A 24,468-nucleotide genomic window follows, 5' to 3' on the forward strand; every position below is an offset into this window, starting at 1 on the left:
TTGAATTTTCCCATCGGAACCCGCATGCACGCCGATCCCGACTCGCCGCGTTTCGTTGCCTGGGTGCGCAGTGCCGCGCCCTACATCCACGCCTTCGGCGGTCGAACCTTCGTCATCGCGGTCGGCGGCGAGGTGCTGCAGGGGCCGCTGGCCAATTCGCTGGTGCAGGACTGCAACCTGCTCGCCGCGCTCGGCATCAAGCTGGTGCTAGTGGTAGGGGCCCGCCCGCAGATCGAGGAGGAACTGGCCGCACGCGGCCTGCCGCCGCGCTATCACAAGGGCTTGCGGGTCACCGACGCGCAGGCGATGGACTGCGTCAAGCGCGCCAATGGCGCCATTCGCATCGACGTCGAGGCGCTGTTCTCGCAGGGCTTGCCGAACACGCCGATGGCCGGCAGCACGATCGAGGTTGCCTCCGGCAATTTCCTGACCGCGCGCCCGGTGGGCGTGGTCGATGGCATCGACCATGGTTACACCGGCACCGTACGCAAGGTCGATGTCGAGGCGCTGAACGACGCGCTGGCCGACAGCGACATCGTACTGATGCAGCCCTACGGTTACTCGCTGACCGGCGAGGTGTTCAACCTGAGCATGGAAGAGGTGGCCGAATCGGTCGCCGTCGCGCTGCAGGCGACCAAGCTCATCTACCTGTGCGACGCGCCGGGCATCGTCGACGAACAGGGCGCGCTGGTGCCCGAGCTGACCGCCGACGAAGCGGCGCAGTGGCTCAAGGCCGGGCGCGGCATTACCGAAGATCTCGGGCTCTACCTGCCGCGCGCCATCCGCGCGGTGAAGCTGGGCGTGGCGCGCGCCCACATGATCGATCGCGATCTCGATGGCGCACTGCTGCTCGAATTCTTCACCACCCAGGGCGTGGGCAGCGTCATTTCGCGCGAGCGGCTGGCACTGATGCGCAACGCGCGGGTGGACGACGTACCCGCCATCGCCGGCCTGATCGCACCGCTGGAGGCCGACGGCACGCTGGTCAGCCGCGGCCGCGAGCGGCTGGAACGCGAGATCGAGCGCTTCAGCGTGCTCGAACACGACGAAGTGATCATGGGCTGCGCCGCCTTCTATCCCTATCCGGAAGAGCAGATGGCTGAGCTGGCCTGTCTGGCGGTGATGGCGGAATACCGTCGCCACGGCTACGGCGAGCAGATCCTGAGCTATGTCGAGACGCGTGCTCGCGCCGAGCGGATCAAGCAGCTGTTCGTGCTCACCACGGTGACCGCGCACTGGTTCGTCGAGCGGGGGTTCGTCGAGGCCGGTGTCGATGCGCTGCCGCGCGTGCGTCGAGAAAACTACAACCCGCAGCGGCGCAGCAAGGTCCTGGTAAAACGCCTGTGATCGCAGCCGGAGCCCGCTCATGCTCAGTGCTCTGACACGTCGCATCGGCGTGCTGCAGGGGCGCTTGCTCGCCTCCGGCATCCTTCTGGGCGGTGTGCTGTGCGTGGCGCTGCTGTGGGCTTACGGCCTCATTTCCATGCACCTGGTCGAGCGGGAGTCGGCGCGCATCGATTACCTCGTCGCCGACATGCAGGCCCGGCTCGCTGCCGCACTGATCGCTGATCCGGCGCGGCTGGGGGCGGAGGTGAGCATGCTCCGGCGCGTCGGCCAGCTCGACTATGTCGAGGTGCGGGACGAGGCGGGTCGCGTCCTGATCGCCGACGGTGGTCCGGCCGTGCTCGGTGCGGCCCACGGCAGTATTCGTGAGGCCCTGGAATCCGGGCGTGGTCGCTACGACATGCGCATCGATCTGCTGCAGCCGGGCCGGCGTGTGCCGGTCGGTGTGCTGCGCGCCAGCGTCGACCTGTCGGGGCTGCTCTCCTCGCTGGCCATGTTGCGCAACGGCGCGCTGGCGCTCGGCGGGCTGGTGTTGCTGCTGCATGTCTGGCTGGCGCGCTGGGTGCTGGGCGGGGTGCTCGAAGGCGTCAGCGCGATCGAAACCCGGGCAGTGGCGCTGCGTCGCGCCGAAGAGGTCGATCCCTTGCCGGTGCGCGGCGACGACGCGCTGGCCCGGCTGACGCGCGCCTTCAACCAGATGGTGCAGGCGCTGGAAGAGCGCGTCACCGCGCTGCGCAAGAGCGAGTCGCGCTTCCACGCGATCGCCGACTTCACCTTTGGCGTCGAGGCTTGGTTCAGTCCGCAGGGGCGGCTCATCTGGGTGAACCGCTCGATCGAACGGGTGACCGGGCACAGTCCGCTCGACTGTCTGCTGGCCGAGGATCTGGCGAGCATGCTGATTCACGAGAAGGACCGCAAGATTTTTGCCGCCCGCGCGGCCGACGCGCTGGCCGGCGCCAGTGGCGAGAATTTCGAGGTGAGGCTGCTGCGCCGTGACGGGTCGATCGTGTGGGTTTCACTGAACTGGCAGCCCATCTACGACGAGTCGGGTACCTGCCTCGGCGTGCGCGTGTCGGCCGACGACATCCAGAGCCGCAAGGAAGCCGAATTGAAGCTGCTCGACACGGTGACCGCGCTGCGCCGCGAACAGGGCCTGCGCGACTACTACCTGACGCGCAGCGAGGAAGAGCGTTCGCGGCTGGAAGCGCTGCTCGATCTGATCAAGCTGGGCGTGCTTTTCGTCGACCGCGATGGCCGCGCCCAGCACGCCAACCGGATGCTGAAGACGATCTGGGGCTTTGCCGAGAACGAGAACCTGTCCGGCATGCGCGATGCCGTGCTGATCGAGCGCACAGCGGTGCTGCGGGCCGACGAAGACATCTACCGCGAGCGCGTGAAGTCGATACTGGCCGCGCGTGCGCCGACCGATCCGCAGGACATTCCGCTGCGCGATGGCCGCATTATCCGCGAGCAGTCGGCCCTGGTGCCGTCGGCCACGCCCGGCCGCTTCCTCGGCCGCGTCTGGCTCTACGAGGACGTCACCGCCGAGCGGCGGGCCGCCGAGGCGCTGGTTAATATGGCGGAACGCGATCCGCTGACCAATCTGTACAACCGTCGCCGCTTCCACGAGGAGCTCGCACGGATGATTGCCGACGCCGCCCGCCGCCGCACCCAGCTCGGCCTGCTGCTGTTCGATCTCGACGGCTTCAAGCCGGTGAACGACCGTTTCGGCCATCAGGCCGGCGATGAGGTGCTGACGCGGCTGGCGCGCGACGTCGGTGCCATCATCCGGCGCAACGAAATGTTCTTCCGCCTCGGCGGTGACGAATTCGCGGTGCTCGCGCCGGATACCGACGAGACCGCGCTGACCGGCCTCGCCCGCCGCATCGGCGAGCGCGTCGCCGGCATGGTGTTCGAGTTCGACGGCGCCCAGGCCTGCGTCACCACCAGTACCGGCATCGGCATCTATCCCTTGCACGCGCACAGCGGCGAAACCTTGCTCAGCGCCGCGGATTCGGCGATGTACGCGGCAAAGAACGACGGCAAGAACGCATTCCGGATGTCGCAGCGGCGGCACGGCACCTGACGCGGCCGTCTTCATGATTCAACATGTCGATTCAGCGCCCGGCACAGGGCCTAGAATTCGATACATCCAACGTTTACAGGAGTTACAGATGGCACGCATGGTTCAATGCATCAAACTGGGTCGCGAGGCCGAAGGCCTCGACTTTCCGCCGGTGCCCGGCGCGCTGGGCGCACGCATCTTCGAATCGGTGTCGAAGGAAGCGTGGCAGCAGTGGGTGAAGTACCAGACCATGCTGATCAACGAAAACCGTCTCAGCCTGATGGACCCGCGCGCACGCAAGTATCTGGCGGAACAGATGGAAAAGCACTTTTTTGGCGAAGGTGCGGACCAGGTCACGGGCTTCGTGCCGCCGGCCGCCTGATCGACACAGTTCTTCACGGGAGCCGTCCAGGGTGCGTGATAGCTTTTCATCATGACTGTATCCACCCGCCTGTCCAGCGTCCTGCAGGGGCCGCGTTGCTGTCCGTATTGCCTCAGCAGCAACACGAAGGACTCCAGCTGGAAGAACTCGGACGAGAAGGCCGGACGCTTCTGGCTCAAGCCGGTACGTTGCCGCAACTGCCACAAGCGCTTCGTCCGTTTCCGGCGTATTCCGCTCGCGGCGGTCGGCGGCTCACTTGCGCTCGGTCTGCTGGTGGCCATCGTGGTCACCGTCCAGGGTGTCGAGACGCGCACGCCGACCGAGCACGAACAGCTCATTGCCGAACTGGAACCGCTGGAGGCGGAGCGTCTGCGCGCTGAAACCGGTGACCCCGAAGCGCAGTACGCCTACGGGATGATGCTGGCCCAGGGCGGGACCGGCGAAGCGACGGATGTGGCGGAATCGGTGAAGTGGCTGGAGAAGGCGGCCGAACAGGGACACGCGCGGGCGCAGTACGAACTTGCGCTGGCGCTGAAACTCGGCCGCGGCACGCTGCAGGATTACAAGGCCGCAGGCAGGTGGTTCCGCACCGCGGCGCGCAGTGGCCATGTCGGCGCGCAATACCACATGGGCCGCCTGCACCGCATCGGCGAGGGCGTCTCGCTCGATCTGGTGCGTGCCTACGCGTGGTTCAATCGGGCTGCCGCACAGGGCCACGGCGCGGCGCGCGGGGCGCGGGACGAAATCGCGGCGTCGCTCAAGCCGGATCAGCTGGCGCTGGCGCAGCAGCTGTCGCGCGCGCCCGAAATGCCCGAGAGCGACGCCCCGCTGCCCGACATCGCCAGTTCTACCGCATCCGGGGAAGGCGACGCCCCGGCGGCGACCGACTCGCCGCGCTGAAACTCAATCGGCGGCTGCGGCGGCTTCCATCGCGGCCAGTCCGGCGTGGCGGACGTCGGTACCCTTCACCATGAACACCACGTACTGCGCCATGTTCTTCGAGTGGTCGCCGATGCGCTCGATCGCCTTGGCGATGAACAGCAGGTCGAGGCCGCAGGAGATGGTGCGCGGGTCTTCCATCATGAAGGTGATGAGCTGACGCATGATGGACTTGAATTCGGCATCCACCTCCTTGTCCTGACGCACCACCTCGGTGGCGCTGGCGAGATCCATGCGCGCCAGCGCGTCCAGCGTGCGGCGCAGCATGTCCACTGCCATCGAGGCCGCGTGCCGCAGTTCGACGCGCGGCACGAAGATGGCGTCGGACTCGAGGATGTGACGTCCCATCTTGGCGATCTTCTTCGCCTCGTCGCCGATGCGCTCCAGATCGGTGATGGTCTTCACCACCGACATGATGACGCGCAGGTCGCTGGCGGCCGGCTGGCGCTTGGCAATCAGGTGATTGCAGGCGTCGTCCAACTCGATCTCCATCGCATTGACCTTCTTGTCGTTGGCGATCACTTCTTCGAGCAACGGCAGGTTGCGCTCGATCACGCCGCGCATCGCGTGTTCGATTTGCTGTTCGATCAGGCCGCCCATCTGCAGCAGGCCGGTGCGGACGCTTTCGAGTTCGGCATCGTAGCGTTTGGAAATGTGTTCGCTCATGACGTCAGATCCTGAAAGTATTGAGTGTTCGACCCCGTGCGGGCGTCGATGTTCAGGCGTGCAGCGTGCGCACGCCGTCGGCTGACGACACCAGCGCAAGGTCGGCGCGTCGGCGGGCGAACAGCCCGTTGGTCACGGTACCGGTCAGATGGTCGAGTTCGCTCTCGAACAGTGCCGGTTCGGCGATCTTCAGCCCTGCAACGTCCAGGATGAGATTTCCGTTGTCGGTGACGAAGCCTTCACGCAGCTTCGGTACGCCGCCGAGCTTGGCCAGTTCGCGTGCGACCAGGCCGAGTGCCATCGGAACGACCTCGATCGGCAGCGGGAAGCGCCCCAGCATGTCGACGCACTTCGAACTGTCGGCGATGCAGACGAAACAGTCGGACGCGGCGGCGACGATCTTCTCCCGCGTCAGCGCACCGCCACCGCCCTTGATCAGGTTGAGGCCGGGGTCGATCTCGTCGGCACCGTCGACATAGACCGGTATGCGGCGGCCGGAGGCGATCGCCTCGTCCAGCGTCAGCACCTTGATGCCGTGCCCGCGCAGGCGGGCGGCGGACGCTTCCGAACTGGCGATCGCGCCAGCGATCTCGATCTTCTCGGCGGCCAGCAGGTCGATGAAGTGGTTGGCGGTGGAGCCGGTACCCACACCCAGCAGGTCGCCCTGTATGACGTGGGGCAGGGCAGCGCGGGCTACGGCAATCTTCAGTTCATCGGCGGTCATCGAACGGAGTCCTCGGTATTCAGGCGGCCTTGCCATCGTCGTGGATGAAGGCCTTGTATGCAAGATGCGGAATCAGCAGGTGCAAGGGCATTCTAAGCCAGTGGCTGCGCGCGTAGAGGATCTGCCGGCGCGCGCGACGCCACGGAGAATCGCTGCTCGGGTGCAGCGGATACATCGACGCGTCGATCAAGTGGTCGGTCAGCGCACCGGTCGGACGGGCCGCCAGTCGCTTGCGGCCTTCGCTCGCCACCGCCTCGGGAATGTCGGTGCCGAAGATCCGCTGCGCGAAGCGCAGTGTCAGCAGTACCGGATACTCGAGTTGCTGCGCGCGTGCGCGCGGCAGAAGTGCTGTCCAGAATCCGGGCTCCGGCGAGAACTCGTCCAGCAGGCAGTGCAGGTCGTAGAGATCGCGCAAGCCCTTCTGCAACTCGCCGAAGAACAGGTGGCAGGCCGAGTGCATCACCATGTCGACCGGTGACAGCACGTGGAACACATCCGGGCAGTGCGGCAAGGCGACCGGACGCGCGTCGGCGATCAGCTGTGCCGCGTCGGGAATGTGGCCGGAGGTCGGCGGCACGATGGTGTGGTGCAGGTCGATCACGGTGCCACGCGTCATGTGCTCGATCGGCGGCAGCTCGTGCATCCACTCCCGGTAATAGCGCTGGTCGTAGGAATTCAGGTGGGTCGGGCGCCAGCCACAGCGAAACAAGGCGCCTTCGGCACGCTCGATGACGTCCTTTGCCACCATCAGGTCGATGTCGTTGAACAGCCGCGAACGTCCTGCGCGCAGGCCGGCTGCGGCATAGGCGGCGCCCTTGAGCAGCAGCACCGGCTGGCCGAGCGACTGCAGCGCGTCGCCGATCACCGCCAGTTCATTCAGCAGCGAATCGCGGTGCAGCGCGGCGATGCGCAGCGCTGCGTCGAGATGGAAACGGACCTGCGGCGGCACGCGCTCGATGCGCCCGGTGTCGTGCAGCCGCTCGGCCAGTTGACCGAGCAGATCGCTGGTGCGCGCCTGCCCGATCAGGGCTTCCCAGTCGCGCGCGTCGAAGCGTTCGGTGAATTCGGGTGTGGCGAGTGTTCTCGCCAGGTGGGTGTCCGTCTGTCGGCTCATGTTCCGGTCGGGGCGCAGCGGCCGGCGGTGCCGGCCCGCCTCAGGCGCTACGCGTGCAGATCGATTCGAGTGCCGGCACGATCTGGTCGAGCGAGCCGTAACGCGCAGTGTAACCGTCGCAGCCATCGACCAGACGGTCCATCGCCTCGAAGCCGGTGACGCCGAGCCGCGGATAGTTGAAGGAATTGCTCACCAGCTGCATGAAGGTGTGCGCCTTGCCGTTTGCTTCGATGTCCAGTGCATGACCGGCCGCGAACTGCGGAAACAGGATCCAGCGCGGTTGCACCGGTTTCAGCGCCGCCTCGACGCTGGCGCGCGGCGCGCGCATGTGCGCCACCGTGCCCTTGGCGGTGTCGTGGGCGATCGGGCCGATCACCGGCTGGCCCGGGAGCTGGCGGACGATGTCTATCGACTGGTTCTTCAGACTGACCGGTCGCGGCAGCGGCATCAGCAGACCGTCGTCGAGGCCGACCATCGCCAGTTCGTCCGACAGCAGGCGCCAGCCGCGCAACGCCAGTGCGGCGCACAGCGTGCTCTTGCCCGAGCCGGGCGGCGCGGCCATGACGAGGCCCAGCCCGTCGCGCTCGAGCACGGCGGCGTGGATGATGAGGTAGTGCTGGGCGTGGTTGGTGAATACCCAGTTCAGGCCCCATTCGAGCATGGCGACCGCCTGATCGCCGGGCAGCGGCTTGAACGGCTGCATGCCCTCGAAGCGGAAGATGGCCTGCGGACGCACATAGCGACGCAGTCCGCTGCTGCGCACTTCGACCGGGTAATCACAGAAATCGTCGTCCGACGCGACCGGGTAGTCAGCGTAAAGTGCGTGCAGACCTTCCGCGACCGAATCGAAGTTGGAACGGATGCCGGCGACGAAGCGGCCGAGCTGCAGCCGCAGACCGTTGCGGCTGCGCAGCCGCTGACGCAGTTCGGCGGGGGGCAATGCAGAGAGATGGAGGCGTGGCGACACGGGCCGTTCAGCCTGCGGCCCGCACGATGCCGTGCCGTGCAAGGGCATCCAGCAGTTCGGAAAGCGGCAGGTCGTCATCAGACGGCAGCACTTCGGCCAGCGCATCCGTGTCGGCCGGACCGGCCTTCAGCCGTGCGACGATGGCGCCGGCAGTGGGCGCGAGCATCGTCGTGGTCGTGGTTCTCGCGTTGTACAGCACTGACCCGTCTGGCCAGTTCAGAACCGACATGGCCTCCGGCGTCACCAGAGACCACTGCACTGCGGTCACGTCGCGATCAGCCGTTCTGGCCTTCGCACCAGACGCCCGAGGTATAGACATCGACCTTGGAAATGAAGGACTCCAGGGCACTGACGCCGCCGCTGAATGCGGTCTGGAAGGCCGAGATCACCGCCTCAGGCGACTGCATGCCGATGACCGGGTAGCGGTTGCCGTAGTACTGCGCGTTGAGTAGCGCCGCCACGGCGTGGAAGGCGCAGGTCTTCATGTTGTTAAGCTTGTTGGTCGGGCACCAGCCGCCGCTCATCGTCTTGTCGTAGATCACGCCGGTCTTGTCGATCGCCTCGCGCAGCGTTTCGTTCTTCGACGGCTTGAAGAAGGGCACGCCGAACACGCTGTTGAAGTACTGGCCTTGCGCGTAGATGAAGGGGATGAGATCCGGGTTCTCCCAGATTTTCTTGCCATTCGTGTTGCCCCAGAAGCCGGGGCTGCAGCCGCAGGGGCGCGGCGTGCCGTCACGCGACAGGTTGCCGGAAGCGATTTCCGAGCCGGTGCAGGTGCCCCACGTGCCGGTGCCGAAAGCGGAACGGCTCGCCACCGACAGCAGCACGCCGGCGCCCGCTGCACCGCCGCGGGTCAGACGCCGCCGCGCGGCATCCACTTGCTCGGTCTGCGGGGTGGGGACTGCGTCGGTCTGGCTGTTCTTGTCGAGCTCGTTCATTTGATTTCACCGATAAGGCACGTTGCCGCGGATGTTAGCGCGCTTGTCCGTGCTGGCGCGCCGACTTGATCACGGCGACCTGAGGATGCGCAGCTTGCATCAGGCGATCGTTGGATAGCCGATGACTAGCAAGAAGCGGACCGCTTGTGATTTTTCCATGTAAGCGAATGATTTAATGTGTGTTTTCATATTTTTTCAATCATTGCGCCGGGGCTTGCCGGGGGGACTGTAAATTTCGCCGACGGCCGCTGCCGGACAGCCTGCAAGGCCTGCCCGGCAGCGGGTCGGACCCGCGTCGCAGCGCTGTGTCAGCGGCGTAGCGGCGGCAGGTCGGTGCAACTGCCTTCGGCGACTTCGGCGGAGAGGCCGATCGATTCGCCCAGCGTCGGGTGCGGGTGGATGGTGTGGCCGATATCGACCGCGTCGGCACCCATCTCGATAGCCAGCGCCACTTCGCCGATCATGTCGCCGGCCGAGGTGCCGACGATGCCGCCGCCGACGACGCGGTGGGTTTCCGCGTCGAAGATCAGCTTGGTGAAACCCTCATCCCGACCGTTGGCAATGGCCCGTCCGCTGGCCGCCCACGGGAATTTGCCGACCGTCACCTTGCGGCCCTGGGCCTTCGCGTCGTCCTCGGTCAGGCCGACCCAGGCGACTTCCGGATCGGTGTAGGCGACCGACGGAATCACGGTGGCGTCGAAGTGGCGCTTGTGGCCGGCGATCACTTCCGCCGCGACGTGGCCTTCGTGCACCGCCTTGTGCGCCAGCATGGGCTGGCCGACGATGTCGCCGATGGCGTGGATGTGCGCCACATTGGTCCGCATCTGGCTGTCCACCGGGATGAAACCACGCTCGTCCACGTGCAGACCGGCCGCTTCCGCGTTCAGCTTGCGGCCATTCGGCGAGCGGCCGACCGCCACCAGCACGCGGTCGTAGGTCTGCGGCCCGGCCGGCGCGTTGGCGCCTTCGAAACTTACCTTGATGCCTTCGGCCGTCGCTTCGGCGCCGGTCACCCGGGTGTTCAGCATGACCGCGTCGAAGCGGTGGGCGTTCTTCTTCTCCCACACTTTGGCCAGATCGCGGTCGGCGCCCTGCATCAGCCCGCCGGTCATTTCGACCACGTCGATGCGGGCACCCAGCGTCGAGTAGACGGTGGCCATTTCGAGGCCGATGATGCCGCCGCCGATCACCAGCATGCGCTTCGGAATGTCGGCCAGCAGTAGTGCGCCGGTTGAATCGACGACGCGCGGGTCGTCCGGCATGAAAGGCAGTTTCACCGCCTGGCTGCCGGCGGCGACGATGCAGTGGCCGAACTTCAGCATCTTCTTCTCGCCGGTTTCAGCCTTGCCGTCGCCCGTGGTCAGTGCGATCTCGACATGGTTCGGATCGACGAAGCGGGCGGTGCCGCGCACCACGTTCACCTTGCGTGCCTTGGCCATGCCGGCCAGGCCGCCGGTCAGCTTGCCGACCACCTTGTCCTTCCAGCCGCGCAATGCGCCGAGATCCACTTCGCGCGCGCCGAACTTGATGCCGTGCGCGGCCAGCGCTTCGGCCTCGTCGGCCACGGCTGCCACGTGCAGCAGCGCTTTGGACGGGATGCAGCCGACGTTCAGGCAGACGCCGCCCAGCGTGGCGTAGCGCTCGACGATGACGACATCGAGGCCGAGGTCGGCGGCGCGGAAGGCGGCCGAGTAGCCGCCGGGGCCGCCACCGATCACCAGCACGGCGCAGCTTTCATCGACCTTGGCCGGTGTGCTGCCGGTGGCGGCCTCTGGCGCGGCGGCTGCGGCCGGTGCCGGGGGCGGGGCGACCGGAGCAGCCGCCGGTGCCGGCGCAGGCGCCGCTTCGGCAGCGCCCGTGGCGTCCATCGTCAGCACGACGCTGCCTTCGGACACACGGTCGCCGACCTTCACCATCAGTTCGACAATGCGGCCGGCCTGCGGCGCGGGGATGTCCATCGTGGCCTTGTCGGACTCGAGCGACATCAGCGGCGCGTCCGCCTCCACGGCGTCGCCCGGTTTCACCATGATTTCGATGACGGGCACGTCCTTGAAGTCGCCGATGTCGGGGATTTTTACAGTCAGTGTGCTCATGGCCGTTCCCCTCACATCAGTACGCGACGCATGTCAGCCAGTAGTGCGGCGACATGGGCATTGAAGCGGGTGGCCGCTGCGCCGTCGATCACCCGGTGATCAGCGGTCAGTGACAGCGGCAGTATCAGGCGTGGCTGGAAGGCCGAGCCGTCCCACACCGGCTTCATCGTGGTGCGGCTGACGCCGAGGATGGCGACCTCCGGCGCATTGATGATGGGCGCGAATCCGGTGCCGCCGAGGCCGCCCACGCTGGAAATCGTGAAGCAGGCGCCCTGCATTTCCGCCGCGGACAGCTTGCCGTCACGCGCCTTGGCCGCCAGTTCGCCGCACTCGGCTGCCAGCTGCGCCACGCCCTTTCTATCCGCGTCGCGGATGACCGGCACCACCAGACCGCCCGGCGTGTCGGCGGCGAAGCCGATGTGGCAGTACTGCTTCATGATCAGCGCCGGTTCTTCCGCCTGCAGGTCGATCGAGCTGTTGAACTCGGGGAATTTCTTCAGCGCCGCGCACACCGCCTTGATGATGAAGGCCAGCATGGTGAGCTTGACGCCGGCCTTGGCCTGTTCCGCGTTGATCTGCTGACGGAAGGCTTCGAGGTCGGTCACGTCCGCTTCTTCGTGGTAGGTGACCGCCGGGATCATGACCCAGTTGCGAGCCAGATTCGCGGCCGACAGCTTGCGGATGCGCGACAGCGGCTTGCGTTCGATTTCGCCGAACTTCGTGAAATCGACCTTGGGCCAGGGCAGCAGATCCAGTCCTCCACCGCCGCCGGTCGCGGCCGGTGCGGTGGCCGGCGCCTGCAGCGCGCCCTTGACGAAGGCGTTGATGTCTTCGCGTGTGATGCGGCCTTTCGGACCGCTGGCTTTCACGCGGGCGAGATCGACGCCCAGTTCGCGCGCATAGGCACGCATCGACGGGCTGGCGTGCGCCTTCTTGCCGCCCACCAGTTCGGCCGCGATGTCCGCGGCACTGGGCAGGGCGACTGCGCCGGCGGCCGGCGTGTAGTCGCCGCGGGCCGACTGCGTGGTCGTGGCCGGTGCAGCGCTGGCGGCTGTGATGGGAGCGGCGACCGGCGCGGCGGCGACAGCCGCTGTCGGAGCCGGCGCCGCGGCGGCCGCAACAGGCGCCGATGCGGGCGCCGGCGCAGCGGCGGGTGCGGCGGCGGGCGCGGCGGCGGGCGCCTCGCCCACCTCCATCGTGCCGATCACGCTGCCCTGCGACACGCGGTCGCCGACCTTCACCGTGATCTGGCCGATGACGCCGGCGTGCGGCGCCGGAATGTCCATCGTGGCCTTGTCCGATTCGAGTGATACCAGCGGCGCGTCGGCTTCGACGCGGTCGCCGGGTTTGACCATCACTTCGATGACGGGGACATCGGAGAAGTCGCCGATGTCGGGTACTTCGATATTGATCGTGCTCATTCAAGCCTCGCATTCGATGCGGCCGCGCACAGCGCGACCGGGGCGTGGGTATTGAAGGCCGACCGTCGATCGGCGCGGACAGGTCCGGTCACCGCGGACAAAGACCGTGAAGCGTCTTCATCCGGGGCGATCAGCCGTGTCGGCGTCGATCCGCGGTCCGCTTCTTCCGACTCAGACGTACAGCGGGTTCGGCTTGGTCACGTCCAGACCGTAGCGCGCGATGGCTTCCGCCACCTTCGCCCGGTCCAGCGCACCGTCGTCGGCCAGCGCCTTCAGCGCCGCCACCGTCACCCAGTGTCTGTCCACCTCGAAATGCGAGCGCAGCGCCTCGCGCGTGTCCGAGCGGCCGAAGCCGTCGGTACCCAGCACGACGTAGCGACGCGGCACGTAGGCGCGGATCTGCTCGGCGAACAGGCGCACGTAGTCGGTCGCCGCGATCACCGGACCGCGCGTGTCGCGCAGGCAGTTCTCGACGTGCGAGGCGCGCGGCGTCTCCAGCGGGTTGAGCAGGTTCCAGCGTGCGCAGTCGGCGCCGTCGCGGGCCAGTTGCGTGAAGCTCGGGCAGGACCAAAGATCGGCTTCGACGCCCCAGTCGCTCTTCAGCAGGTCGGCGGCGGCGATCACTTCGCGGAAGATGGTGCCGCTGCCGGTCAGCTGCACGCGCGGGCCGTTGGAGGCAGCACCGCGGCGGAACAGGTACATGCCCTTCAGGATGTCCGCCTCGGCACCTTCCGGCATCGCCGGGTGCTCGTAGTTCTCGTTCATCACCGTCAGGTAATAGAACACGTCCTCCTGCTCGGCCATCATGCGGCGAAGACCGTCCTGCACGATCACCGCGACTTCGTACGAGAAGGTCGGGTCGTAGCTGATGCAGTTCGGCACCGCGCCCGACCACAGGTGGGAATGGCCGTCCTCGTGCTGCAACCCTTCGCCGTTCAGCGTGGTGCGACCGGCCGTGCCGCCGACCAGGAAACCGCGTGAGCGCTGGTCGCCGGCGGCCCAGATCAGGTCACCGATGCGCTGGAAGCCGAACATCGAATAGAAGATGTAGATCGGAATCGTCGCCACGCCATGCACCGAGTAGGCGGTGGCAGCGGCGATCCAGTCGCTCATGCCACCGGCTTCGTTGATGCCTTCCTGCAGGATCTGGCCGGTCTTCGACTCCTTGTAGAACATGAGCTGGTCGGCGTCCTGCGGCACGTACTTCTGGCCCTCCTGGTTCCAGATGCCGATCTGCCGGAACATGCCTTCCATGCCGAAGGTGCGCGATTCGTCGGGCACGATGGGCACCACGCGCTTGCCGATGTGCGGGTCGCGCAGCAGGATGTTCATGATGCGCACGAAGGCCATCGTGGTGGACAGTTCGCGGCCTTCACCGGACGCCTTCAGCAGCGCATCGAAGGCCGACAGCGGGGGCACTTCGAGCGGTTCGGCCTTGGAACGACGCTGCGGCAGGTAGCCGCCGAGCGCCATCCGGCGCTCGCGCATATAGGCCACTTCCTTCGAGTTCTCGTCGAACTTCAGATAAGGCAGCGATTCCAGTTCGCTGTCCTTGATCGGCAGGTCGAAGCGGTCGCGGAATTCGCGCAGCGATTCCAGATCGACCTTCTTCTGCTGGTGCGAAATGTTCTGCGCCTCGCCCGAACCACCCATGCCGTAGCCCTTGATGGTCTTGGCCAGAATGACGGTGGGCTGGCCGGTGTGGTTCACCGCCGAGTGGTAGGCGGCATACACCTTGTGCGGATCATGACCGCCGCGGTTCAGGCGGAAGATGTCGTCGTTGCTCCAGTTGGCGACCATGGCCGCCAGCTCCGGATACTTGCCGAAGAAGTGCTCGCGCACATAGGCGCCGTCGCGCGCCTTCATGGTCTGGTATTCGCCGTCGACCACTTCCATCATGCGCTGCGCCAGCAGGCCGGTCTTGTCCTGTGCCAGCAGCGGATCCCAGTAGCTGCCCCACAGCAGCTTGATCACGTTCCAGCCGGCGCCGCGGAAATCGCCCTCCAGTTCCTGGATGATCTTGCCATTGCCGCGCACCGGGCCGTCGAGGCGCTGCAGATTGCAGTTCACGACGAAGATCAGGTTGTCGAGCTTTTCGCGTGCCGCCATCGCGATCTCGCCCAGCGTTTCCGGCTCGTCGGTCTCGCCGTCGCCGATGAAGCACCACACCTTGCGGCCTTCGGTGTTGGCGATGCCGCGGTCCTGCAGATACTTCATGAAGCGGGCCTGGTAGATGGCCTGCAGCGGGCCCAGGCCCATCGATACGGTCGGGAACTGCCAGAAGTCCGGCATCAGCCACGGATGCGGGTAGCTCGACAGACCCTTGCCGCCGACTTCCTGGCGGAAGCTGTCGAGTTGCGCCTCGCTCAGCCGGTCGAGCATGAAGGCGCGGGCGTAGATGCCGGGCGCCGAGTGACCCTGGAAGTAGATCAGGTCGCCGCCGTGAGTCGGGCTGGGGGCGTGCCAGAACCAGTTGAAGCCCACGTCGTACAGCGTGGCGCTGGAGCCGAAGCTGGCGATGTGGCCGCCAACGTTGGTGTCCTTGTTCGCGCGCAGCACCATGGCCATCGCATTCCAGCGGATGTAGCTGCGGATGCGGTGCTCGATCTCGTAATCACCGGGTGCCTGCACCTGCTTGCCGGCCGGGATGGTGTTTACATAGGCGGTGGTGGCCGAGTACGGAATGTTGATGCCGGCGCGCCGCGACAGCTCGGTCAGCCGCTCGATCAGGTAATGCGCACGCTGCTCGCCGGCGTGTTCGATCACGCCTTCCAGCGCGTCGAGCCATTCCTGGGTTTCGACGGCGTCCGGGTCGGAAGCGAGCAGGGGATTGGGTAGTGCAGACATCCAGGCTTTCTCCTCTTTTTTGATCGAGCCGTTCGATCAAATGCACCGCCGATGCACAACCCGGTCGGGGCATGGAGCCCGCCCGGGGTCGTCAGCGTGCCGGGCGAGGAGATGCTCGTCCGAGGCGCCTGTCCGTCTGCGCATGGGTGATGCAAGTGTCGACAGCTCTGAAGCGGCAGCGGGTAGCTGCCATGGCAGCGTCGAACGCAGGGATCGCCCGCGTCGACGTGTCGCAATTATGGACACCCCCCGGACTTGCCGCCAGTGGTGGAAAACCGAAATCCGGTCGTCCGGCCGCAAAAAAGCGGGCAACTCCGGGGCCGGAGTGCCCGCAACCGAGGAGATCGTCTGGTCTTGTACAAGACCCGGATGGCGTACGACGGGTGAAGGATCGCCTCACCCGGATCGCGCGTCAGCCGTGCTGTATGTAGGCCACGTGGGTTTCCGTGTACTCGTACAGCCCGTGCTTGCCGTCGGCACCGCCTATGCCCGACTTGCGGCGGCCGGCGTGGAAACCCTGCATCGCCTCGAAGTTCTCGCGATTGACATAGGTTTCACCGAACTGCAGGTCGCGGATCGCGCGCATTGCAGCATTCAGATCGCGCGTATAGACCGACGAGGTCAGGCCGTAGTCCGACGCGTTGGCGTGGGCCACCGCCTCGTCCAGATCGTCGACCAGCTGCACCGGCAGCACCGGGCCGAAGATTTCCTTGCGCATGATGTCCATGTCGGCGTGGCAGTTGATCAGCACGGTGGGTTCGTAGTGATAGCCGGACGCGCGGTCGGCGATCTGGCCGCCGAGCACGCACTGGGCGCCGTCGCGCTTCGCCTGTTCGACCATGGCGGCGACCTTGTCCAGGCCTTCCTTGTTCACCAGCGGGCCCATGTCGATGCTCGGGTCGGCGATCGGGTCGCCGTAGCGGGTCGCCGCCATCTTCGCGGTGAGCTTGGTGATGAACTCGTCGGCCACTGCGCGCTGCACGTAGATGCGCTCGGCGCAGTTGCACACCTGTCCGGTGTTGATGACGCGCGAGGCGGTGATCGCGGTCGAGGCGAGATCGAGGTCGGCGTCGGCCAGCACGATGGCCGGCGCCTTGCCGCCCAGTTCAAGATTGACGCGGGTCAGGTTGCGGCCGGCGGCCTGCATGATGCGACTGCCGGTCTCGACGCTGCCGGTGAAGCTCACCATGTCGATGGCGCGGCTGCCGGTCAGCGCGGCGCCGGTGGTTTCACCGCGGCCGCCGACCAGATTGAACACGCCGCGCGGCAGTTCGGCGGCATGTACCAGCTTGGCGAACAGGAAGGCGTTGAGCGGTGTTTCCTCGCTCGGCTTGATCACGATGGTGTTGCCGGTGACCAGCGCTGGCGCCATCTTGCGGGCGATCAGGAAGAGCGGGAAGTTCCACGGCAGCACGCCGGCAACCACGCCGACCGGCTTGCGCAGCAGGAATATGCTTTCGCCCGGGCGGTCGCTGGTGAGCACCTCGCCTTCGATGCGGCGTGCCCATTCCGCCATGTAGTCGAGGTAGTCGGCAGTGAAGTCGACCTCGACCCGCGCCAGGCCCAGCGTCTTGCCCTGTTCCAGCGTCAGCAGGCGCGCCATCTCCTCGCGCACGCCGCGCAGGCCTTCGGCCACCTTGCGCAGCCAGCCGGCGCGCTGGATGGCCGGCAGCTTCGCCCACAGGGGCTGCGCCGCGCGGGCGGCGGCGATCGCACGCTCGACCGCGGCGACGCCGGCTTCCGGCACCGTGTCGAGCAAGGCGTGCGTGGCCGGATTGAACACCTCGATGCGGGTGGCGACGTCGGCCTCGTCGAAGCGTCCGTCGATGTAATTGTGATGGGTACTCATTGCAGCTTCTCCTTGGGACGGAAATCAGGCGGCACGCGTCATGCGTTTGCCGAAGGACTCGGACAGGTAACCGAAGGTGAGGCCGGCGACCCAGGTCAGGCCGACGAACAGCGCCTTCTCGAAGGTGTCGCCGGTGGCGCCGAAATAGGTGGCCGCGCCAAGGAAGGCGGCCGGTGTGTAGGACAGCGCCGCGACGTCGGCCATCGCCACCAGCACGAAGGCCAGCACCGCGACCAGCAGCGCCAGCGCCGGCAGGCTGCCGCCGGCCAGCGCGACCAGCCACATCGTGCCGGCGGTCAGCACGACGCCGGCCAGCGCGGCGAAGGCCGACTTGCCGAGCGCCTGACTGCCGCCGCCGGCGGCGAAGAAGGTGGCCCAGGCGACGAAGCCTATCCACGGGTTCAGCTGCAGGTTCGGCATGCCGATGCTCAGGCAGACCCACAGTGCGACCAGCAGGGCGATGCTCAGTGCGAGTGCGTGCAGCAGTTTCATTTGATGCCTCCTTGAGTGAGGCCGGAGGCGCGCCGCGGCACGCCTCCGGCCGGGACTTACCAGACGTAGGCGTACTTGATGTTGATGCTGTTGTTGACCGGCCGGTTCTCGCCCTCGATGCCGTGCGAGTAGCGCAGCGCGATCGACTGGTTACCGTAGTAATGGAACATCACGCCGAGCGAACCATCGAAGCCCCACGAGTCATCGGCGCCGTTGCGGCCGCTGATGCGCTCGTAGTCGACACCGGCGAACGGCTCCAGCCAGTCGTTCACGCGGTAGCCGAAGCGGTTGTTGGTGTGCCACAGCATGCCCGGGCGATTGCCGTCGTCGCGCCGGCTCTGCGCGACGAAGCCCAGGTCGCCGGTCCAGCCGATGCGCTCGGTCAGCGGCACGTACCACAGCAGGCTGGACAGGTTCTTCCAGTTGGTGTCGCTGACGTCCTTGTCGCCGATCGGGATCTGCAGGAAGGTCTGGAAACCCAGGGTCGAACCGGGCGTCGGCTTGTACCAGATGGCCGCGCCGGTGATGGTGTCGCCGAAACCGCTGATGTGCCGCGCGTCCGGGTCGACGGCGTCGCGGTTGCGGATGCCCACCGTCGGCTGGATGACCTCGAAGGCCAGACCGATGTTGCGGTTCGACTCGGGCGTCCAGAAGCGCACGTACTTCGACAGGCCGATGATCTTCTGCGCGCTGTTGCCGCGCTGACGGTCGCCGTCGTTGTCGAACAGACGACTGTCGCGCTGCACGGTGGCGTACTGCACGAACACGTTGAACGGCTGGTCGAAATTGACCGGCAGGTCGTACTCGTGCGGACCGATCACGTCGAAGGTGGTCTGGGCACTGGCGCTGCCGGACAGCAGCGCCAGTGCGATACTGGAAGAGGAGACGACAGCCTTTGCGGCGCGGGCGGGAGTGATTGCAGCAGTGCTCATGAGGGTATGTCCTTGTTATGGTTTGTCAGGCGGGCGCACGGTGGGCCGGGCGCCCCGGCCGATCACTTCCTGGGCAGCTTGAACACCCAGATGACGCCGCCCTGCGGCACGGTGGTCTTCTTGTCGAGCACTGCATTGAAGGCGCCCTGCATGCGTTCGGCATCGACGCCCCAGCCCGACTGCACGGCGATGTACTGTTCGCCGTCGACCTCGAAGCTGGAGGGCACGCCGGTCACACCCGAGTTGGTCGGGAATTCCCACAGCAGCTTGCCGGTGCTGGCGTTGAAGGCGCGGAACTTGCGGTCGTTGGTGCCTCCACCGAACACCAGGTTGCCGGCCGTGGTCATCAGCGGGCCCCAGTTCATTTCCGGGTAGGTGTGGGTCCACACCTTCTTGCCGGTCTTGAGGTCCCAGGCCTGCACTTCGCCGATATGCACCTTCGACTCCGGCGTCATGCGCACATTGGTGAGCACGTTCTCGATCGACACGCCGAGGTAGAGATCGCCCTTGTTGTACTTGACCGGCTCGCCGGTCAGTTCCGAGCACAGATTGTTCTGCGCCGGGATGTAGAGCAGGCCGGTATGCGGGTTGTAGGCCTCGGGCGGCCAGTCCTTGCCGCCCCACAGCGAGGGGCAGAAATTCACCGTCTTGCCGGTGGCCGGGATGCGTGCCGGGTCGTAGGTCGGGCGGCCGGTCTTCGGGTCGAGCCGGGTGAACACGTTCTGCGTGACGTAGGGCCAGGCATCGACGTAATTCACCTTGCTGTCGGTGCGCTCCAGCATCCACAGATAGCCGTTGCGGCCGGCGTGCACCAGCGACTTCACCTTCCTGCCCTTGTGCTCGAGGTCGATCAGCAGCGGGGCCGACACCTCGTCCCAGTCCCACGAGTCGTTGTGGTGGTACTGGTGATAGCCCTTGAGCTTGCCGGTGTCGACATCCAGTGCCAGCACCGAGTTGGCGTACAGGTTGTCGCCGCTGCGCGTGTCGGCCATCCACGGGCCGGCGTTGCCGACGCCCCAGAAGGCGAGGTTAGTGTCCGGGTCGTAGGTGCCGGTGATCCACACCGAGCCGCCGCCGCGCTTGTAGGTATCGCCCGGCCAGCTGTCGCCGCCCGGTTCGCCGGGGCCGGCGATGGTGTAGGTGCGCCACGCTTCCTTGCCGGTGTCGGCATCGAAGGCGGCGACGAAACCGCGGATGCCGTACTCGCCACCCGAACTGCCGATCATGATCTTGCCCTTGGCCGCCAGGGGCGCCAGCGTCATGTAGTAGCCGGACTTCCAGTCGGCGACCGCGGTTTTCCACACCTCCTTGCCGGTCTTCGCGTCGAGCGCGACCAGGAAGGCGTCGGTGGTGGCCATGTAGACGCGGTCACCGTACAGCGCGACGCCGCGGTTGGTCGGGTGCAGCTGCTGCAGCTCGTCCGGAATGGTCTTCTTGTAGCGCCAGATCTCGCGGCCGGTCTTCGCTTCCAGACAGATGACCTGGTTGTTCGGCGTGGCGACGAACATGTAGCCGTTGTTCACGATGGGCGGCGCCTGATGCCCTTCGGTCATGCCGGTCGAGAACGCCCAGGCCAGCTGCAACTTGTCGACGTTCCTGTCGCTCACCTGCTTGAGCGGGCTGTAGCCCCAGCCGGCGTAGTTAGCGCGGTACATCAGCCAGTTCTGCGCCTCAGGCTTGTTCAGCCGAGCGTCGGTCACCGGCGTGTAGGCCGGCAGCGCACCGGCCACCAGCGGTGCGAGCAGTGCCGCCGCGAGGGCGGTCCGCTTCATCATGGTTCTCATGCTTCCTCCTGTGTTTTAGGGCGAAGGTGTGGTCGCGCCTCGTGGGTGCGACCGCTGCTGCAGCCCGGACGCTTCGCCTTGTGACGTCCGGGCGGTGTAAAGCGGGATTGGCCGGTCAGCCCTTGCGCACGCCGGGAACGGAGCTGAACGCGCCGGCCACCACCAGCTCGCCGTTCTCGCTCTTCAACGGCAGCCAGGGCAGCGCGCGTCCGGCCGGACCGGCGGTGACGGCGCCGGCCTTCAGCGGATCGAACTTCGAGAAATGGCAGAAACAGAACATCGCGCCGCCGTTGGCGTCCCACTCGCTGACCTCGCAGCCCTGGTGGGTGCACACCGCCGAGTAGGCGAGCACGCCGTCGGCGCTGCGGGCACGGGTTTCTTCGTCGAGCGAAGCCGGGTCGAAGCGCATCAGGATGACGCGACCCAGACGGCTGCCGTCGCGCACCAGCGCATCGGTCGCGGCGAAGGGCAGTGCGCGCACCGGCTTGCTGGCGAGCGGAATGTCGGCCGCCTTCAGCGGCTGCGGCGGCCCCTCTTCGTCCATGCGTACCAGGCGGTCACCCGGTTGCGGCGGCAGGTCGGCCGGCTCGCTGGCCTGCGCGCCACGCAGGCCGCCGCCGAGCATGACGGTGACCGCGATGGCGGCCTTCATTGCATCGCGACGCTGCATGCAGCAGGGGGCGCACGCGCTGTCGGCGATTTTTTTCGTGTTGTCCTTGTCCATGGTCTCCTCGCAGGTTCGGTGTGGCGAACAGCCTTGGAGCGAGCGGCGTGCCATGTGCCGGACGTGGCTTCGATATGCGGATGGACTGTGTTGCAGACGTGTTTCAAACGACGCAGTGACGCCGAATTTGCCCGCCAGCGCAGGGAATCCATCCCGCGGGCGAGCCCGATCGAGGGCGGCGGGATTTCCCGCTCAGGTGAGACGGAATCTCACTTGAAGTGAGACAAATCCTTGTAATTCAGTGGCTTGCATGGGTGTGAAGATGCTGCGGTGCAGCGGAGATTCCGCTTGAAGCGCGCGGAAGGCGTCTCCTACACTGTCGCGAAAACAGCCGGCGGCCTGACCGCACGGCGATGACGAAAACGTGTCGGAGGAGGACGGGCCATGCGATTCAGGGACGAGTTTTCGCAACACATGCGGCGGGTCGCCGCAGCGTCGGATGCGCGCGCCGGCGCGCTCGCGCTGGCGGGCGAGGAGCGCATCGCCGATTCCTGGCGGCGCTCGCTGGAGCTCTACCGGGTGGACCCCGAAGTGCCGGCGGCGCCGCGCATCCTCAGTGCGGCGGAGGTGCGCGAGCGCTTAGGCCGCATCGAATCCTTCCTGCAGCTCGCGCGCCTGGGCGTGGGCAAGCTGCACAGCCAGATCAAGGACGCCGGCTATTGCGTGCTGATGACCGACGCCGACGGCAGCACCGTCGATTTCCGTGGCCTGCCGACCATCGATCACGAATTCAAGTCGCGCGGTTTCCGTGTCGGCGCCTGCTGGTCCGAGCAGGACGAAGGCACCTGCGGCGTCGGTACGACGCTGGTCGACCGCGCGCCCATCCTGGTACACAAGGGTGAGCATTTCCGCGCCTACAACATCGGCATCACGTGCAGCGCGGCACCGATCTTCGGTCCCGACAACGACATCATGGGCGTGCTGAACGCTTCGGCGCTGGCTTCACCGGACGACCGGCGCAGCCAGTCCGTCGTGTTCCAGCTGGTGGCGCAGAACGCCCGTTTCATCGAGAACGCCTGGTTCATCGAAGCCAACCGCCACCGGTGGACGCTACAGATCGGCGGCGCCGGTCGCGGGCTTGAACCGGAGCGCAGCTACCTGCTGGCGCTGGATGAGCGCGGCTACGTGGTGCAGGCCAATTTCCTCGCCCATGTCGAACTGCTGGAACACGCCGGTCCGCTGCCGCGTGCCTTCCACGAAGTGTTCGATCTGAGCGCCGACGAACTGCTGCGCGCGGCGCACGACCGTCCGGGCATGCCGGTCGCGTTGCGCCGGCTTACGACAGGCCAGGCGCTGTCGGCCATCGTGCGCGTGCCTGAACAGCGACGGGTCGCGCGGCGCTTGGTGCAGGGCCGCCACGACTTCAGCACGCTGACCGCGCGCGACACCCGCCTGGTCAGCGACATCCAGCGTCTGAAACGCATCGTGAACAGCCGCCTGCCCATCCTGCTGCTCGGCGAAACAGGTTCCGGCAAGGAAGCGTTCGCGCACGCCATCCACGCGCAGAGCGAGCGGCGCGACAAGCCCTTCGTTGCGCTGAACTGCGCGGCGATTCCGGAGAACCTGATCGAGAGCGAACTGTTCGGCTACCGCGAAGGCGCATTCACCGGCGCCAAGGCGAAGGGCGAGGCGGGCAAGATCCAGCTGTCCAGCGGCGGCACGCTCTTTCTCGACGAGATCGGCGACATGCCGCTGCCGCTGCAGACGCGGCTGCTGCGCGTTCTGGCCGAGGGCGAGGTGCTGCGTCTGGGCGGCACCGAGCCGGAGAAGGTCGATCTGAACGTCATCTGCGCCACCCACCGCGACCTCGAATCGCTGGTCGCCGGCGGCCGTTTCCGCGAGGACCTCTTCTACCGGCTCAACGCCGCCACCTTCACGCTGCCGCCGCTGCGTGCGCGCAGCGACCGGCGCGACGTTCTGCAGCAGGTGTTCGATGAGGAGTGCGCTGCGGCCGGTCGCGACATCGAGCTGCCGGCGGAACTGGCAGAAGAGCTGATGGGTTACGCCTGGCCCGGCAACATCCGCCAGCTGCGCAACACGCTGCGCTATGCGGTGGCAGTGTGCGAATCGGACACGATGTCGCGCGAGCATCTGCCGGACAACATCCTGCGCGCGCTCGACGAGCCGCCACCCGCCATCGCGCTGCCGCGCAGTGACGCCGAGGCGGACGAGCGGCGGCGCATCGTCGAAGCGATGGAAGCGACCGGCTGGCGCGCCACCGAGGCGGCCGCACTGATCGGCATGCCGCGCGCCACCTTCTACCGCCGGCTCAGCCGCTACGGCCTGGGTCGAGGGCGCTTCCCGAGCCGCTGACGCAGGACATCGCGGCCGCTGTCGGGGTCGGAAGACCCCTCCCACAGGAACCGGCTGAGGCCATGGGGCGAGAGTGATTTTGTGGGGGCGGCCCTGGCCGCGACGGGGCGGATGCTTGCCGCGGACGTCGATCCAGACCGCTGTCGCGATCAGGGCAGCGCGCCCGCAGCATCGGGCGCCAGCCGCGCGCGCACGAAGTCGATGTGCGCGTACATGGTGTCGCGGGCCTGCTCCGGTGCCCGTGCGCGGATCGCCTCCCACAGCGCGAAGTGCTGCTGCCACAGCGCCTCCGCCACCGCGCGGTCGCCGAAGCGCAGACCGGCATGATTCTGTGCCATGTGTTCGCGGTGCAGTGCGAGCAGATTGGCCTGCAGGTAACCGAACATCGCGTTGTGCGCAGCGGTGGCGATGGCGCCGTGCCACAGCGAATCGAGCAGCACTTCCTGCGCTTCGTCGTCGTCGCGCCGGGCGCGGCGCAGGCGGTCGATCACGCCGCGCAGCATCGTCAGGTCGGCACGCGTCGCGCGCTCAGCCGCGAAGGCGGCCGCCTCACCTTCGAGTACGCGGCGGAATTCCAGCATGTCCTTGCCAAGGTGCGGGTGTTCGGTCAGCAGCTGGCGCCACGGCGAGGTCAGCCCGCCGTGCAGGCGGTCGGTCACATAGACGCCACTACCCACGCGGCTGGCCAGCAGTCCGCGCGCTGCCAGGCGCTGCACCGCTTCGCGCAGCGTGCCGCGCGACACGCCCAGTTCATCTGCCAGCGCACGTTCGGCCGGCAGACGGGCGCCAGCGGCATAGCGGCCGTCGAGCAGGCGGCTTTCGAGTTCGCGGGTGGCGCGGTCGGCGGCGGTGGGCGGCATGGTGACGGGTGCAG

Annotated in this window: 20 protein-coding genes; 5 read left to right on the forward strand and 15 right to left on the reverse strand. The window is 66.9% G+C overall.

The features are described from left to right. The first annotated feature begins 24 nt into the window (after positions 1 to 24). The 4 genes from argA to IV112_RS15460 all read left to right on the forward strand — a co-directional run bounded on the left by argA (position 25) and on the right by IV112_RS15460 (position 4,691). Positions 25 to 1,347: an amino-acid N-acetyltransferase gene (argA, locus tag IV112_RS15445; protein WP_304004801.1), complete on the forward strand. Its 1,323-nt coding sequence runs from the start codon at positions 25 to 27 to the stop codon at positions 1,345 to 1,347. A 19-nt stretch (positions 1,348 to 1,366) separates the two neighbouring features. Further along, positions 1,367 to 3,430 (forward strand): sensor domain-containing diguanylate cyclase, encoded by a 2,064-nt coding sequence (locus IV112_RS15450; RefSeq protein WP_304004804.1) that lies wholly within the window; start codon positions 1,367 to 1,369, stop codon positions 3,428 to 3,430. A gap of 88 nt (positions 3,431 to 3,518) precedes the next feature. After that, positions 3,519 to 3,791: an oxidative damage protection protein gene (locus IV112_RS15455; protein ID WP_019919514.1), complete on the forward strand. Its 273-nt coding sequence runs from the start codon at positions 3,519 to 3,521 to the stop codon at positions 3,789 to 3,791. Positions 3,792 to 3,842: 51 nt separating this feature from the next. Beyond that, positions 3,843 to 4,691, forward strand: a complete 849-nt coding sequence (locus IV112_RS15460) for a tetratricopeptide repeat protein (protein WP_304004808.1) — start codon at positions 3,843 to 3,845, stop codon at positions 4,689 to 4,691. A 3-nt stretch (positions 4,692 to 4,694) separates the two neighbouring features. Here IV112_RS15460 and phoU read toward each other — a convergent pair whose 3' ends face one another. From phoU to IV112_RS15530, 14 genes are all read right to left on the reverse strand, one after another. Beyond that, positions 4,695 to 5,396, reverse strand: a complete 702-nt coding sequence (phoU, locus tag IV112_RS15465) for a phosphate signaling complex protein PhoU (protein WP_304004810.1) — start codon at positions 5,394 to 5,396, stop codon at positions 4,695 to 4,697. Between the two features lie 52 nt (positions 5,397 to 5,448). Then, positions 5,449 to 6,120 carry a ribose-5-phosphate isomerase RpiA gene (gene rpiA / locus IV112_RS15470; protein ID WP_304004812.1) on the reverse strand — a complete coding sequence of 224 codons (672 nt, stop codon included), beginning with the start codon at positions 6,118 to 6,120 and terminating at the stop codon, positions 5,449 to 5,451. A gap of 19 nt (positions 6,121 to 6,139) precedes the next feature. Beyond that, positions 6,140 to 7,234 carry a nucleotidyltransferase domain-containing protein gene (locus IV112_RS15475; protein WP_304004813.1) on the reverse strand — a complete coding sequence of 365 codons (1,095 nt, stop codon included), beginning with the start codon at positions 7,232 to 7,234 and terminating at the stop codon, positions 6,140 to 6,142. 40 nt (positions 7,235 to 7,274) lie between these two features. Beyond that, positions 7,275 to 8,201, reverse strand: a complete 927-nt coding sequence (locus IV112_RS15480) for an HprK-related kinase A (protein ID WP_304004816.1) — start codon at positions 8,199 to 8,201, stop codon at positions 7,275 to 7,277. Between the two features lie 7 nt (positions 8,202 to 8,208). After that, positions 8,209 to 8,469 (reverse strand): HPr-rel-A system PqqD family peptide chaperone, encoded by a 261-nt coding sequence (locus IV112_RS15485; RefSeq protein WP_304004818.1) that lies wholly within the window; start codon positions 8,467 to 8,469, stop codon positions 8,209 to 8,211. A 7-nt stretch (positions 8,470 to 8,476) separates the two neighbouring features. Further along, positions 8,477 to 9,139, reverse strand: coding sequence for a hypothetical protein (locus tag IV112_RS15490; RefSeq protein ID WP_304004821.1), 663 nt, complete (start codon positions 9,137 to 9,139; stop codon positions 8,477 to 8,479). A gap of 308 nt (positions 9,140 to 9,447) precedes the next feature. Then, positions 9,448 to 11,232, reverse strand: a complete 1,785-nt coding sequence (gene lpdA / locus IV112_RS15495; RefSeq protein ID WP_304004824.1) for a dihydrolipoyl dehydrogenase — start codon at positions 11,230 to 11,232, stop codon at positions 9,448 to 9,450. Positions 11,233 to 11,243: 11 nt separating this feature from the next. Beyond that, positions 11,244 to 12,653, reverse strand: coding sequence for a dihydrolipoyllysine-residue acetyltransferase (aceF, locus tag IV112_RS15500; RefSeq protein WP_304004827.1), 1,410 nt, complete (start codon positions 12,651 to 12,653; stop codon positions 11,244 to 11,246). Positions 12,654 to 12,824: 171 nt separating this feature from the next. Next, the gene (gene aceE, locus IV112_RS15505; protein ID WP_304004829.1) at positions 12,825 to 15,500 is read right to left on the reverse strand and encodes a pyruvate dehydrogenase (acetyl-transferring), homodimeric type; all 2,676 of its coding nucleotides are present in this window, start codon (positions 15,498 to 15,500) and stop codon (positions 12,825 to 12,827) included. Positions 15,501 to 15,912: 412 nt separating this feature from the next. After that, the gene (aldA, locus tag IV112_RS15510) at positions 15,913 to 17,349 is read right to left on the reverse strand and encodes an aldehyde dehydrogenase (protein ID WP_304004831.1); all 1,437 of its coding nucleotides are present in this window, start codon (positions 17,347 to 17,349) and stop codon (positions 15,913 to 15,915) included. Positions 17,350 to 17,373: 24 nt separating this feature from the next. After that, the gene (locus tag IV112_RS15515; RefSeq protein ID WP_018230257.1) at positions 17,374 to 17,841 is read right to left on the reverse strand and encodes a DUF1097 domain-containing protein; all 468 of its coding nucleotides are present in this window, start codon (positions 17,839 to 17,841) and stop codon (positions 17,374 to 17,376) included. 56 nt (positions 17,842 to 17,897) lie between these two features. Beyond that, positions 17,898 to 18,773 (reverse strand): transporter, encoded by an 876-nt coding sequence (locus IV112_RS15520; protein WP_304004835.1) that lies wholly within the window; start codon positions 18,771 to 18,773, stop codon positions 17,898 to 17,900. 62 nt (positions 18,774 to 18,835) lie between these two features. Then, positions 18,836 to 20,557 (reverse strand): methanol/ethanol family PQQ-dependent dehydrogenase, encoded by a 1,722-nt coding sequence (locus IV112_RS15525; RefSeq protein WP_304004874.1) that lies wholly within the window; start codon positions 20,555 to 20,557, stop codon positions 18,836 to 18,838. 115 nt (positions 20,558 to 20,672) lie between these two features. Continuing rightward, positions 20,673 to 21,281 carry a ubiquinol-cytochrome c reductase iron-sulfur subunit gene (locus IV112_RS15530; protein ID WP_304004877.1) on the reverse strand — a complete coding sequence of 203 codons (609 nt, stop codon included), beginning with the start codon at positions 21,279 to 21,281 and terminating at the stop codon, positions 20,673 to 20,675. 384 nt (positions 21,282 to 21,665) lie between these two features. On the opposite strand from IV112_RS15530, the gene IV112_RS15535 reads away from it, so the two are divergent. Continuing rightward, complete coding sequence (locus IV112_RS15535) at positions 21,666 to 23,594, forward strand: sigma-54-dependent Fis family transcriptional regulator (RefSeq protein ID WP_304004879.1); 1,929 nt, start codon at positions 21,666 to 21,668, stop codon at positions 23,592 to 23,594. A gap of 149 nt (positions 23,595 to 23,743) precedes the next feature. Here the strand turns inward: IV112_RS15535 and IV112_RS15540 are convergent, their stop codons facing one another. Then, positions 23,744 to 24,454 carry a FadR/GntR family transcriptional regulator gene (locus tag IV112_RS15540; RefSeq protein ID WP_304004881.1) on the reverse strand — a complete coding sequence of 237 codons (711 nt, stop codon included), beginning with the start codon at positions 24,452 to 24,454 and terminating at the stop codon, positions 23,744 to 23,746. Positions 24,455 to 24,468: the final 14 nt, after the last annotated feature.

This window comes from Methyloversatilis discipulorum (assembly GCF_018780585.1).
Taxonomy (GTDB): domain Bacteria; phylum Pseudomonadota; class Gammaproteobacteria; order Burkholderiales; family Rhodocyclaceae; genus Methyloversatilis; species Methyloversatilis discipulorum_B.

Bases quoted from the DNA above. Each gene is read 5' to 3' on its own strand.
- IV112_RS15450 (WP_304004804.1), top strand. From the start codon at position 1,367: ATGCTCAGTGCTCTGACACGTCGCATCGGCGTGCTGCAGGGGCGCTTG.
- IV112_RS15515 (WP_018230257.1), bottom strand. From the start codon at position 17,841: ATGAAACTGCTGCACGCACTCGCACTGAGCATCGCCCTGCTGGTCGCA.
- IV112_RS15530 (WP_304004877.1), bottom strand. From the start codon at position 21,281: ATGGACAAGGACAACACGAAAAAAATCGCCGACAGCGCGTGCGCCCCC.
- aldA (WP_304004831.1), bottom strand. From the start codon at position 17,349: ATGAGTACCCATCACAATTACATCGACGGACGCTTCGACGAGGCCGAC.
- rpiA (WP_304004812.1), bottom strand. From the start codon at position 6,120: ATGACCGCCGATGAACTGAAGATTGCCGTAGCCCGCGCTGCCCTGCCC.
- IV112_RS15490 (WP_304004821.1), bottom strand. From the start codon at position 9,139: ATGAACGAGCTCGACAAGAACAGCCAGACCGACGCAGTCCCCACCCCG.
- aceF (WP_304004827.1), bottom strand. From the start codon at position 12,653: ATGAGCACGATCAATATCGAAGTACCCGACATCGGCGACTTCTCCGAT.
- IV112_RS15460 (WP_304004808.1), top strand. From the start codon at position 3,843: ATGACTGTATCCACCCGCCTGTCCAGCGTCCTGCAGGGGCCGCGTTGC.
- aceE (WP_304004829.1), bottom strand. From the start codon at position 15,500: ATGTCTGCACTACCCAATCCCCTGCTCGCTTCCGACCCGGACGCCGTC.
- IV112_RS15525 (WP_304004874.1), bottom strand. From the start codon at position 20,557: ATGAGAACCATGATGAAGCGGACCGCCCTCGCGGCGGCACTGCTCGCA.
- argA (WP_304004801.1), top strand. From the start codon at position 25: ATGCACGCCGATCCCGACTCGCCGCGTTTCGTTGCCTGGGTGCGCAGT.
- IV112_RS15520 (WP_304004835.1), bottom strand. From the start codon at position 18,773: ATGAGCACTGCTGCAATCACTCCCGCCCGCGCCGCAAAGGCTGTCGTC.
- IV112_RS15475 (WP_304004813.1), bottom strand. From the start codon at position 7,234: ATGAGCCGACAGACGGACACCCACCTGGCGAGAACACTCGCCACACCC.
- IV112_RS15455 (WP_019919514.1), top strand. From the start codon at position 3,519: ATGGCACGCATGGTTCAATGCATCAAACTGGGTCGCGAGGCCGAAGGC.
- IV112_RS15540 (WP_304004881.1), bottom strand. From the start codon at position 24,454: ATGCCGCCCACCGCCGCCGACCGCGCCACCCGCGAACTCGAAAGCCGC.
- IV112_RS15535 (WP_304004879.1), top strand. From the start codon at position 21,666: ATGCGATTCAGGGACGAGTTTTCGCAACACATGCGGCGGGTCGCCGCA.
- phoU (WP_304004810.1), bottom strand. From the start codon at position 5,396: ATGAGCGAACACATTTCCAAACGCTACGATGCCGAACTCGAAAGCGTC.
- lpdA (WP_304004824.1), bottom strand. From the start codon at position 11,232: ATGAGCACACTGACTGTAAAAATCCCCGACATCGGCGACTTCAAGGAC.